The organism is Sphingopyxis microcysteis (genome assembly GCF_012274265.1).
GTDB lineage: Bacteria > Pseudomonadota > Alphaproteobacteria > Sphingomonadales > Sphingomonadaceae > Sphingopyxis > Sphingopyxis microcysteis.
Genome location: NZ_JAANYY010000002.1, coordinates 1,273,440 through 1,285,637, shown reverse-complemented (window position 1 = coordinate 1,285,637; position 12,198 = coordinate 1,273,440). Strand labels below are relative to the sequence as shown.

The window sequence follows — 12,198 nt, the reverse complement described above, 5'->3', positions numbered from 1 at the left end:
CGACGGTCACGCCTGCTGCGGGCGAATTTCAAATCCGGTGGCATGCGGATCGCGCGCCAGCGAGGCGGCCAGTCGCTCGGCATGATCCTCGCTGTACCCATGCGCAATCGCGCCAAATTCGACGATGTCGTCGACCATCACTTGGTCGATGGTGATCGATTTCAATCCGTGCTCGGCAAGGAGAGCGCCAAATTCGCTCAGCATCATCGCCTCCGACCGGCGGTAACGGGCCTTCAGATGCACGATGCGCTGCTGCGGCGCGCGTCGACCGGTGATCGTGACCGCGGCCAGGACCAGCAAGGTTGCGGCGGCGCCAAATATCGCCAGTTCATAAAACCCGATTCCAAACAACATTCCCAATGTTGCCGTCATCCACAGCGACGCCGCGGTAGTGAGTCCCCGGACGTTGAACCCTTCGCGAAAGATGACCCCGCCGCAGAGAAAGCCGATGCCGGTCAGAATGCCGTGCGCCATGCGCACCGGATCGATGCGGACGACCTCGATCGGCGCATCGTTTAGCCACGCCATCTGGTGCACCGCCGACAGCATCAGCAGGCAGCACGAGAGGCCGACCAGAATATGCGTCCGCAGCCCCGCAGGACTCGCCCGATACTCGCGCTCCGCGCCGATGATCGCGCTCGCGACGATGGCGCCGACGATCGGCCAAATCAGGTCGGGATCGAGCAGTTCCATTTAGGCGCCCAGCCGCGCGTAGCCGTGCGCGCGGATAGATTGCGAAAAATGGCTGGAGCGCATTGGCAGGGTCACAAATCTGCAACGCCCGCAGCCTTTGTCGGTTGCTCAGATGATGCAAAGAAATGGTGGACGCACTAGGGCTCGAACCTAGGACCCGCTGATTAAGAGTCAGCTGCTCTACCAACTGAGCTATGCGTCCACTGCCGGATTTCGGCGCGCTTGGCGGCGGCGAGCTTTGCTCTTTGCTGCGAAGCGAGCGGCCCGCTATCATGCCAATCGGGGGAACGCAATGCCTCTGCCAAAGATTTTTCTCAATGCAGGCGACGTGTGCCCGTTTTGCTGTCGTTTTCGATCGCGAGCATGATCCCGACGCACGTCATGATCGTCAGCATCGACGATCCGCCATAGGAAAAGAGCGGCAACGGAATGCCGACCACCGGTGCTAGCCCCATCACCATCATCAGGTTGATCGCGATGTAGAAAAAGATCGTCATGGTGAGCCCCGCCGCGGTCAGCTGGCCAAAGCGGGTGCGTGCTTTCAGCGCGACGCGCGTTCCCCAGCGCAGCAGGAGGAAAAAGGCAAAGAGCAGCCCCAGCCCGCCGATCAGCCCCCATTCTTCGGCCATCGTGGCGAAGATGAAGTCGGTGTGACCTTCGGGCAGATAGTCGAGATGGCTCTGCGACCCGTTGAGAAAGCCCTTGCCGCCGACCCCGCCCGATCCGATCGCGATTTTCGACTGGCTGATATGATAGCCTGCGCCGAGCGGGTCGCTTTCGGGATCGAGGAAGATCAGCACGCGCTTTTGCTGATAATCGTGGAGGAACGAGAACAGCACAGGCAGCGCCGCCGCCCCGGCGATTGCGGTGCTGCCGAACCACCAGAAGGGCAGGCCCGCGACGAACATCACCACCACGCCGCCGATGCAGATCGACAAGGCCGTGCCAAGGTCGGGTTGCAGCATGACGAGCGCGGCAGGCAGTCCGATCATGATCAGCGCCGGCCACAGCGCGGTCCAGCTGCGCGTGTTCCCGGGCGGCAACTGCGCGTAGAAGCGTGCCAATGCGACGACGATCGTCACCTTCATCAATTCGGAGGGCTGGAGGTTCATGAAGCCGAGGTTCAGCCAACGCTGGCTACCCCCGCCGACAAAGCCGAGCAATTCGACCGCGATCAGCAGGACGAGCACGCCGATATAGGCGATGTACGAGAAGTCCTCGAAAATTCGGATCGGCAGGCGCCCGATCACCATCGCGACGGTCAGGAACACCAGAAAGCGGATGGTTTGCTGCATCGCCCACGGCGTGAAACTGCCGCCCGCGGCCGAATAGAGCACCAGAATGCCAAAGCCCGTGATGGCGCTGAGCAGCGCGATCAGTTTCCATGGAATGCGCTGGATGGCGGGCGGCACGACGATCATTGTGGCAGCTCCGGATTGGGATCGCTCGACGCGCCCGATTTCCACGCGGCATAGTCGCGGTCCATCCGCTCCTTGATATTGCCGCCCCAGCCAGCCTCGAACGTCTCCAGCGCTTCCATTGCCTTTTCGCGGTCGTAGAGGAAGGTGAAGATGTCCTTGGCGATCGGCGCTGCGGCGCGCGATCCGCCCATGCCATGCTCGATGACCACCGATGCGGCATAACGCGGGTTTTCGACCGGCGCGAAGCAGACGAACAGGCCGTGGTCGCGATATTTCCACGCGCCGCTCTGACCGCGCGAGCCCGAGGCAAGGCCGCGCACCTGCGCCGTGCCGGTCTTGCCGCCCATGGTGATGCCGTCGAGCGGCAGGCGGCTGCGCACTGCGGTACCCGCGCCGTTGACGACGCGGTCCATACCCGAACGCGCAACGGCCAGCGCCTCGGCCGAAAATGGCAGCAGTTCGTTGCGAAATTCGCGGTTGATCAGACGCGGATACAGCCGCCGCCCCGACGCGATCCGCGCCGTCATCACCGCCAGTTGCAGCGGATTGACGCTGACATAGCCTTGGCCGATCACGGCGTTCAGCGAATCCGACGCCGACCATTTCTGGTCGTACCGGCGCATCTTCCACGCGCTGTCGGGGATGGTGCCGTACCGCTGGTTGCTGCCCGCCAGCTGAAATTCCTCGCCTAGCCCGAGCAGCTTGGCGGTGGGTGCCATCGCGTCATAGCCCAGCCGGTGCGCCAGCCAGTAGAAATAGCTGTTGCAGCTTTTTTCGATCGCGGTCGCCATGTCGACGCTGCCGTGCGTGCCGAGGCAGCGAAAGAAGCGGCTGCCGAGCCGATAACCGCCGATGCAGGTGTGCCGTTCGCCGGGGTCGACGCCATGCTGGACCGCGGCGATCGCCGCCATCGGTTTCAGCGTCGATCCGGGGGGATAGAGCCCGCGCGTCGCCTTGTTGATCAGCGGCTGGTGATCGTCGGCGCGCAGCCAGCTATATTCGCTGTTGCTGATCCCATCCGAAAAGCTGTTCGGATCGAAGCTCGGCATCGATATGAACGACAGGATGTCGCCGGTCAGGCAGTCGATAACGACGACCGCGCCCGATTCGCGGCCCATCCGGCGCGCCGCATATTCCTGCAAGTCGGCGTCGATCGTCAGGTGGACGGTCTTGCCCTGCACGTCCGTCTGGGTTTCGAGATCGCGGACGATCTTGCCGCGCGCGGTCACCTCGACGCGCCGCGCGCCCGGCTTGCCCTTCAGCATCGGCTGGAAATATTTCTCCAGCCCATCCTTGCCGATCTTGTACCCGGGCGTGATGTACAGCGGATCCTTCGCCTTCTGATATTCCTCGGCATTCGGTGCCCCGACATAGCCGATCAGATGGCCGACCGCCGCGCCGGTCGGATAATTGCGGGCAAAGCCGCGCTGCGGCGCGATGCCCGGCAGCTCGGGCAGGCGGACGAGGATCGAGGCATATTCGGCTTCGCTCATGTCTTCGGCCACCGCGACCGGCTGAAACCCCGATGCGGCTTTCAGATCGCGGTTGATCCGCTCCATCGTGTCGCCGTCGAGGCGCAACAAGGTTCGCAGCTGGCCGAGCACGAAGTCGCGATTGTGCAGGCGGTCGGGGATGATGTCGATACGCAGCGAGACGCGATTGTTGGCCAGCGCCTTGCCATGGCGATCGACGATCCAGCCGCGACGCGGCGGGATGAGCGTCAGGTTGACGCGGTTGCTTTCCGATTCCAGCACATAACGATCATTGTCGATGACCGAGATATAGGTCATGCGCGCCGCCAGCGCGAGCCCGACCGCCGCCTGCGCGCCGCCGACAACCAGCGCGCGGCGGGTGAAGGTAATACCCCTCCAGGCTTCGGTAATGGGTGGGTTCTTGCGCGGCATTGCTTCTGACTAAGGCGATTATCGGCGTTTCAGGCGGAAATTGTCAAACTTGCCGGTCAGCCGCATGAACAGCGGCACCAGCAGCGCCGAGATGACGATCTGCGGCACGACCAGCCCCAGCACGCGTCCCGTCGCCGCGCTCGGATGAACGATCAGCGCCGCCAGCGACTGGATAACCGCGATCAGCAAGGCTGCAATCGCCCAATCGTGCAGAAAACCGCGCCAATAGATGCGCTGCGACGAATAATGGATCGCGATGCTGGCGAGCGTCCACAGCCCGACCGCAGTGCCGATCGGCTGGCCGCTGAACAGATCGTCCCACAGCCCCAGCGGCAGGCCGATCCACACCGGCCACATTTCGGTGCGCAGCAATTGCCAGCAGAGGAAAAACAGCAGCCCAAGCGGTGGCAGCACCGGCGAGTTGGCGACGAGCGGCAACATCAGCGGCAGCGCCGAAGCGATCATCACGGTCGCCACCGGCACGATCCGCATGCGCCACAGCGAAGCCGGTTCGCCCAAACGCGGCGCGGCGCGGTTGTTCATGGGGTGGGGCCTGCGGCAGTTGGGGGCGGCGGGGCAGGGGCGGGTTGGGCCTCGATATTGTCGGGGGTGTAGGGGCGCAGCACCGACACCGCATCGACCTTGCCGGGGTCGGCGAGCGGGCGCGCCAACGCCCCGTCATCCTGTCGCCGCACGACGATCGCGACCGGGATATTCGGCGGATAAAGGCCGCCGGTCCCCGACGTGACCAATATGTCGCCGGGCTTGAACGGGTTGTTGGCGATGTTGAGGGTGCGCACGTCGAGATCGCCATTGCCGCGGCCATAGGCCAGCGCGGGCAGGCCGTCGCGCGCGCGGCGGACGGGGACGATATTGTCGACGTCGGTCAGCAGCAGCACCTGCGACACCGAAGGGCCGCTACTCAACACGCGCCCGATCAGCCCGTCGGCGCCGCGCACCGGCTGGCCTGCGGCGACCCCCAGATTGCGCCCGATGCTGAGCAGCGCGATGCGCTTGCTGCTCGTCGAGGTCGAGGTGAGGAGATAGCCGTTGGCGAGCGCGGTCTTGTCGGTTTCCTGCAATTTGAGCAGCGCCTTCAACTGGCGGTTCTCTTCCTGCAAGGTGCTGGTGGCGACCAGTTCACGGCGTGTTTCGGCCAGCTCGCTGCGCAGCCGCCGGTTCTGCGATCCGGCGCTGACATAGGCGCCGACGCTATCGTCGATGCCCGAAATCGACCCGATCACCGACCGCGACACGCGCGCCACCGGCGCGGTGATTTCCTGGCTTGCCAGGCGAAGCTGGGCAAAGCCAACGGGGTCAACGACCGACAGGATCGCCAGAAGCAGCCCGGCGACGGCCCCCGTCACCGCGATGACATAGGCCGCGAACAGGCTGTACTGGGCCTTTCGGGATTGCCCCGGACGTCGATGTACCGGGCGGACCATGAAGCGTCTTTACCCGATCAGGCTTGCTGCAACACGCCGCGGAAGGCAGGGTCTTCCATCGCGCGGCCCGTGCCGATCGCGACGCAGGTCAGCGGGTCTTCCGCAACCGTCACTGGCAGGCCGGTTGCTTCCTTCAGCAGTTCGTCGAGTTCGGCGATCAGCGCGCCGCCGCCGGTGAGCACGATGCCCTGATCGACGATGTCGGCGGCGAGTTCGGGCGCGGTGTTTTCGAGTGCGATCCGCACCCCTTCGACAATCGTGCCGATCGGTTCTGACAGCGCTTCGGCGATCTGCGCCTGATTGATCGAGATTTCCTTGGGCACGCCGTTGACGAGATCGCGGCCCTTGATGTGGATCGTCATGCCGGTCCCGTCGGCGGGAATGCGCGCGATCCCGAAATCTTTCTTGATCCGCTCGGCGGTCGCTTCGCCGATCAGCAGATTGTGGTGGCGGCGGACATAGCTGACGATCGCTTCGTCCATCTTGTCGCCCCCGGCGCGGACCGAGGTGGTGTAGGCGAGGCCGCGGAGCGAGAGCACCGCGACTTCGGTGGTGCCGCCACCGATGTCGACGACCATCGATCCGATCGGTTCGGTCACCGGCATGTCGGCGCCGATCGCGGCCGCCATCGGTTCCTCGATCAGCCACACTTCGCTGGCACCCGCATTTGATGCGGCGTCGCGGATCGCGCGGCGTTCGACGCTGGTCGATCCCGAGGGCACACAGATCACGATTTCGGGGCTGCGGAACGCATTGGGCTTGCCGCCGTGCACCTTGGTGATGAAGTGCTTGATCATCTGTTCGGCGACGTCGATGTCGGCGATGACGCCGTCGCGTAAGGGACGGATCGCCTCGATGCTGTCGGGGGTCTTGCCCATCATCAGCTTGGCGTCGTCGCCGACCGCCTTCACCCGCTTGATCCCATTGACCGTTTCGAACGCAACGACCGACGGTTCGTTCAGCACGATGCCCTTGCCGCGCACATACACGACCGTGTTCGCGGTGCCGAGGTCGATGGCCATGTCTTGGGAATTGAATTTCAACCAGCGAGAAAAGAAGGACATCAGATTTAGTTTCCCTGTCATCGACGCCGACCCTCAGGGAAGGGCGCGCCGCCGTCGTCATTGAACCCGCGCGCCCGACCGGGGACAGGACCAATCAGGGAGAGATTCCGGCTCGGCCGACGGGGGCTGGCTGGACAATATGATAAGGCTGTGCGGGTGGGTCGCGATTTGCGTCCGACTGCGCTAGGACAGGCGTCATGTCAATACGTCGCCTGCCCGAAACGCTGGTAAATCGGATCGCAGCCGGTGAAGTGGTCGAAAGACCCGCCGCGGCGCTGAAAGAACTGGTCGAAAACGCCATCGACGCCGGTGCGAGTCGCATTTCGGTGCGAATCGCCGAGGGCGGAATTTCGCGGCTGGAGGTTGAGGATGACGGCTGCGGCATGACCGCTGCCGACATGGCGCTGGCGCTCGAACGCCATGCGACCTCGAAGCTGCCCGACGACGCGATCGAGGATGTCACCACGCTGGGTTTTCGCGGCGAGGCGCTGCCGTCGATCGCCAGCGTCGCGCGGCTGACGCTCGACAGCCGGGTCGCGGGCGGCGACGGCTGGCGGCGCGTGGTCGACAATGGCGCGGTGGTGGCCGAAGGACCGGCGGCGCTGTCGCACGGCACGCGCGTGCTGGTCGAGGATCTGTTCGCGCGCGTCCCGGCGCGGCGTAAATTCCTGCGCAGCGCGCGCAGCGAATATGCCGCCTGCCTCGACGTCGTGAAGCGGCTGGCGATGGCGCGTCCCGACGTTGGGTTCGTCGTCGAGCATGACGGGCGGCGCGTGCTCGACGTGCAGGGCGGACAGGATCAATTGAGCCGCGTCGCGGCGCTGACGCAGCGCGATCTGGCGGCAAACAGCATCGGGGTCGATCTGGATCGCGGCGGCGTGCACATCGGCGGCGTCATCAGCCTGCCGACCTACAATCGCGGCATCGCCGACCATCAATATCTGTTCGTCAACGGGCGCCCGGTTAAGGACCGGCTGCTCGTCGGGGCGCTGCGCGGCGCCTATGCCGACCTGCTCGCGCGCGATCGTCATCCGGTCGTCGCGCTGTTTCTCGACGTTCCCGGCGGCGAGGTTGATGTGAATGTCCACCCGGCGAAGACGGAGGTCCGCTTTCGCGATCCGCAGCTGATCCGCGGGATGATCGTCGGCGGCCTCCGCCGCGCGCTCGACGAGCATGGCTTTCGCAGCGTCCAGCGCCCCGCCGAGGCGGCGCTGGCGGCGTGGCAGCAGGAGCCGGTTGCACCGGCTGCGCCCGCGCCGACGCTATTTGCCGCGCACTACCCCCATCCGCATGCCCCCGCGACGCACCTGTTCGGTGCCGACACCGATCCCGCCACCCATGCGCTGGTGCGCGACCGCACCGTTGATTTCGCGCCGCCGCGAGACGCACTGCCGATCGGCCGCGCCGAGGCCGCGACCGCCCCGGTGCCACACGCCGACGCGCATCCGCTCGGCATCGCGCGCGGCCAGATCGCGAAAACCTATATCGTGGCGGAGGCCGAGGACGGGCTGGTCATCGTCGACCAGCACGCCGCACACGAACGCCTCGTGCTCGAACAACTCCGCCGCGGGATGAGCGGGCAGGCGGTGCCAAGCCAAGGCCTGCTGCTCCCCGAGGTCGTCGAACTCGACGAACCCGCCTGCGACCGGCTCGAGGCCGCGGCGGCACAGCTTATGGCGCTCGGGGTGGAGCTCGAACGCTTCGGCCCCGCCGCGGTGATGGTCCGCGCCACCCCGGCGATGTTGGGCGCGATCGATTGCCACAAGCTGGTCACCGACATTGCCGACGATCTGGCGGGCTATGACGCGGCGCTGGGGCTCAACGAGCGGCTCGAACTGGTCGCCGCCACCATGGCCTGCCACGGCTCGGTCCGCGCCGGTCGCACGCTCAGCGTCGCCGAAATGAACGCGCTGCTCCGCACGATGGAGATCACCCCGCATTCGGGCCAGTGCAACCACGGCCGCCCGACCTGGGTGAAACTGGCGATGGACGATGTAGAGAAGCTGTTCGGTCGCAAATAGCCGTCAGCGGCGCCGCTGCGCCAGAACCCCCGCCGCATCGCTGGCAAGCGGCGGCACGCCGAGCAACGCCATCAGCAGCGGATAGACCTCGATATTGTCGACCGTGCCGACATCACCCGACAGTCCGCTGCCATGCGCGATGAACAGCGCCAGCATTTCGGGATCGCGATTGTCATAACCGTGCGCGCCGCCCTTCACCGGCCAGGGCGGACCGGCGAGGATCGACCAGCCCGGCCCGGCGATGCAGATGATCGCCGCGACGCGCGGGTTGCGGCCATAGTGGAGCTGCTTCGGCAGCTCCTCGCGGCGATAGCACGTCATATGCGCGTGCGGTTTCAGCAACACCTGCGCGACGCGGTCGTCGGTCCCGGCGGCGGGCTCGATCGCGGCGTAGGGGCCGGTCTCGACCGCGATGATGCTGGCGAGGTCGATCAGGTCGGCGAGCTGGATCACCCGGCTTTCGTCGGTCGCGCGCATGCCATGATCGGCGACGATCAGCAGCCGGGCGGGTTGGCCGAGGTCTGCGAGCCCGGCAACCAGCTTGCCGATGCGGCCGTCGACGTCGGCGATTGCGGCGTTCACTTCCGCGCTGTCGGGGCCGAAACGGTGTCCCGCGTCGTCGACCGCTTCAAAGTAAAGGGTGACGAACGCCGGGCGGATTGCGGCGGGACGGCGCATCCAGTCGAGTATCGTTGCGATCCGCTGTTCATAGCCGACATGCCGGTCATAGCGCAGCCAGTCGGCGGGCCGTGTGCCGCCGATCGCAACCTCGCTGCCCGGCCAGAACATCGTCGCGCTGCGCACCCCCGCCTTTTCCGCGGTCACCCACGCGGGTTCGGCCTGATCCCACCAGAAGGGATCGAGGGACTGTTTCGGGTCGCCCAGGCTGAACTTCTCGCCGGGTCGCCGCGGGTCGATCATATTGTTGCCGACGATGCCATGCTTGTCAGGGCGCTTGCCGGTGACCATCGCGTAATGATTGGGAAAGGTCTTGGTCGGGAACGACGGGCGCAGCTTGCCGCGCGCCCCTTCGGCCGCGAGCCGCGACAGGTGGGGGGTGATCCCGCGATCGAGATAATCGGCGCGGAACCCGTCGATCGAGATCAGGATCGTGACCGGCGGGCGCTCGCCTTCCTGCGCCCGCGCGGCAAAGGGCAGGCAGAGGGCGAGCAGCAAGAGATACAGGCGCGTCATGCGCGATCCGCTATGACAGCGATGAGACCGCCCGGCGACACGTCACGCCATCTTGATCCCGGCAACGTCGCGTTCGACGATGCCCGTCGCGCGTTTCGACAGCGTGCTCACCGGCGTCGTCACCTTGTCGACGACCATGAAATGCGTCTGCCACGCTTCGCGGCCGACCTCGCACACCAGATAGCCGCGTTGGTCATTGGCGAATTTCAGTTCGGGGTTCAGCTTCAGAAACTCGTCGGTGCCGTTGCGCCTGTCGCTGCCGTCGCCGCCGCTGGAGATCGAGGTCGCCACAAATTCGGCGCCGACGACCTTGTCCTTCAGAACCAGGTCGCCGCAGAAATTCTGGTGCTCGTCACCGGTCAGCACGATCGAATTCTTCAGCCCGCCCAGCCGCGACAATATGCGCTCGCGTGGCGCTTCATAGCCCGCCCAGCTGTCGAGATTGACGATCTTCTTCGGCTCGTCGGGCTTGCGCCGCCGGTCGAGCGACATCATCGTCACCTGCTGCGCCAGCGCGTTCCACGTCGCGCCGCCCTTGGCCAGATTACGGTTCAGCCAGTCTTCCTGCGCGCGGCCCAGCACTTGCGCGTCCTTGGCGAACACTTCGGGGCAGGCGGGTTTGAACCCGTCGCCGCACGGCTGGTCGTCGCGATACTGGCGCGTGTCGAGCAGCTGCATCGCCATCAGATCGCCATAGCGAAACTCGCGGTTCATCGCGACCATGCCGCCGCGCGGCAACAGCGCCTTGCGCACCGGCATATGTTCGTACCACGCTTGCATCGCCGCCTGTTTTTTCAGCATGAACACTTCGGGCGACGGTGCGTCGGGATCGTCGCCGGGCAGGTCGAGCGACCAATTGTCGATGTCGGACACCCAGTCGTTGATGATCTCATGATCGTCGAAACTCGACAGATGCGCGTGGACCGAGCGCACCGCCTGCTGGTCGATGTCGAGCAAGGTCTGCGCATAGGCGGCGCGGAAATCGGTGACGTCGATCAGCGCGCGCTGCTCATAGCGGCGCACCGGGCGGATCGGCAGGCCGCTGTCGTACAGATAATTCTGCTGATACTCGTAAATGAAGTCGCCGTAATGATAGACGAATGCCAGCTCTTCGCGCGCCATGTGGCGATAAGCGCCGTAATACCCGGACTCGAAATGCTGGCACCCGGCGACCCCGAATTTCAGCGCGTCGACCTTGGCGCCGGGCGCGGGCAGGGTGCGCGCGCGACCGCGCAGGCTGCGCTCGCCCGCAGCGGTAAAGCGGTAATAATAAGGGCGGTCGGGCAGCAGCCCTGCGACCTCGACATGGACGCTGTGCGCGAGTTCGGGGCGCGCCAGCTCGGTGCCCTTGGCCACGACGTCGCGAAACCCGGTGTCGCTCGCGACTTCCCATTCGACCGGCACATTGGTGAGCGGCATGCCGCCGTGGCGTTCCATCGGTTCGGGAGCGAGGCGCGTCCAGATGACGAAGCCGTCGCTCGCGGGATCGCCCGCCGCGACTCCCAGCTTGAAAGGAAAGTCGCGCAAAATGCCCTGTGCGCGGACGATCGCGGGCGCGGCAAGGCCGACGAGGGTCGCCCCGGCAAGGAAGTGGCGGCGGTTGTACATGGCTGGGCTCCGTTGGCGCGCGAATCGCTAGCCTTCGATAGCCCAGCCATGGCTTTCATCAATGGCCGATGGCGGCGCGGATCAGAATCCCATCGATGCCATCCACAGCGCCATCGCCACCATCATCACATTCTCGGTCAGCGACACGAATCCCAATGGCACCTTGCTGCTGCCGCCGACACAGGCGCATTTGATGTCGCGCCGGTCGATATAGACCGCCTTGAACACCGACACCGCGCCGATGCCGCCGATGAACAGCGCGATCGGGATCGACAGCCAATTAAGGGCATGCGCGGTCATCAGCACGCCAGCCAGCCCTTCGGCAAAGGGATAGATGCTCGCATAGGGTACCCAGCGCTTCGCGAGCAGGTCGTAATTCAGGAACATCGTCGCGAATTTGTCGACGTCCTGAAGCTTGAGCAGTGCAAGGACGATCATGCTGAACGAGATGAACCATTCCGCGGCGCGGACGGTGAAGGGGGTGCCATAGACAGAAAAACTGGTCGCCAGAGCCATCAGCGCGGTCATCGCAAACAATGCGATCACGGGGGTGTAGCTCGTCGCGTCGGGATCGGCGACCTTCAGCCCGAAATGGCGACGCAGATCGTCATATCCGCCGATACGAACCCCGTCGATGAAGGTCTGCGGCGTCGTCTTGACGCCATGCTCGGCCTTGAACGCGTCGGTTTCCTCGCGCGTCGTCAGCCAACGGTCGTCGACGGTGAAGCCGCGGCTTTCGAGCAGATGTTTTGCCTTGAGGCCATAGGGGCAGATGTGCCCCGGCATGACCATGCGATGGAGGGTTGCTTGGTGTTTCATGCCCCCCAATATAGCGTCCGTACCATGGT

General features: G+C 65.2%; 10 protein-coding genes and 1 tRNA gene. 1 reads left to right on the top strand and 10 read right to left on the bottom strand.

Translation table 11 applies throughout. From position 1 onward, the window contains the following. Window positions 1-6: 6 nt before the first annotated feature. The 7 genes from G9408_RS06185 to G9408_RS06155 form a co-directional block, all read right to left on the bottom strand. Window positions 7-693, bottom strand: a complete 687-nt coding sequence (locus G9408_RS06185; protein ID WP_168453121.1) for an MgtC/SapB family protein — start codon at window positions 691-693, stop codon at window positions 7-9. Window positions 694-819: 126 nt separating this feature from the next. Continuing rightward, window positions 820-895: transfer RNA gene (locus G9408_RS06180), tRNA-Lys, on the bottom strand. A gap of 112 nt (window positions 896-1,007) precedes the next feature. Beyond that, the gene (gene rodA / locus G9408_RS06175; RefSeq protein WP_137869233.1) at window positions 1,008-2,114 is read right to left on the bottom strand and encodes a rod shape-determining protein RodA; all 1,107 of its coding nucleotides are present in this window, start codon (window positions 2,112-2,114) and stop codon (window positions 1,008-1,010) included. Further along, window positions 2,111-4,018, bottom strand: a complete 1,908-nt coding sequence (gene mrdA, locus G9408_RS06170; RefSeq protein WP_168453120.1) for a penicillin-binding protein 2 — start codon at window positions 4,016-4,018, stop codon at window positions 2,111-2,113. Before mrdA ends, rodA begins: the two co-directional genes overlap by 4 nt. A gap of 18 nt (window positions 4,019-4,036) precedes the next feature. Continuing rightward, entirely contained in the window at window positions 4,037-4,561 is a 525-nt protein-coding gene (locus G9408_RS06165; protein WP_168453119.1) for a rod shape-determining protein MreD, read from the bottom strand. Beyond that, window positions 4,558-5,463, bottom strand: a complete 906-nt coding sequence (gene mreC, locus G9408_RS06160; RefSeq protein ID WP_168453118.1) for a rod shape-determining protein MreC — start codon at window positions 5,461-5,463, stop codon at window positions 4,558-4,560. The genes G9408_RS06165 and mreC overlap by 4 nt, the downstream gene beginning before the upstream one ends. A gap of 17 nt (window positions 5,464-5,480) precedes the next feature. Further along, window positions 5,481-6,527, bottom strand: a complete 1,047-nt coding sequence (locus tag G9408_RS06155) for a rod shape-determining protein (protein ID WP_168453117.1) — start codon at window positions 6,525-6,527, stop codon at window positions 5,481-5,483. A 197-nt stretch (window positions 6,528-6,724) separates the two neighbouring features. Here G9408_RS06155 and mutL point away from each other — a divergent pair, with 197 nt between their 5' ends. Beyond that, window positions 6,725-8,548 (top strand): DNA mismatch repair endonuclease MutL, encoded by a 1,824-nt coding sequence (mutL, locus tag G9408_RS06150; protein WP_168453116.1) that lies wholly within the window; start codon window positions 6,725-6,727, stop codon window positions 8,546-8,548. A 3-nt stretch (window positions 8,549-8,551) separates the two neighbouring features. Here mutL and G9408_RS06145 read toward each other — a convergent pair whose 3' ends face one another. From G9408_RS06145 to G9408_RS06135, 3 genes are all read right to left on the bottom strand, one after another. Then, window positions 8,552-9,742 (bottom strand): alkaline phosphatase family protein, encoded by a 1,191-nt coding sequence (locus G9408_RS06145; protein WP_168453115.1) that lies wholly within the window; start codon window positions 9,740-9,742, stop codon window positions 8,552-8,554. 42 nt (window positions 9,743-9,784) lie between these two features. Continuing rightward, window positions 9,785-11,350: an alkaline phosphatase D family protein gene (locus tag G9408_RS06140; RefSeq protein WP_168453114.1), complete on the bottom strand. Its 1,566-nt coding sequence runs from the start codon at window positions 11,348-11,350 to the stop codon at window positions 9,785-9,787. An 81-nt stretch (window positions 11,351-11,431) separates the two neighbouring features. Further along, window positions 11,432-12,169, bottom strand: a complete 738-nt coding sequence (locus tag G9408_RS06135) for a glutaredoxin family protein (protein WP_235957482.1) — start codon at window positions 12,167-12,169, stop codon at window positions 11,432-11,434. Window positions 12,170-12,198: the final 29 nt, after the last annotated feature.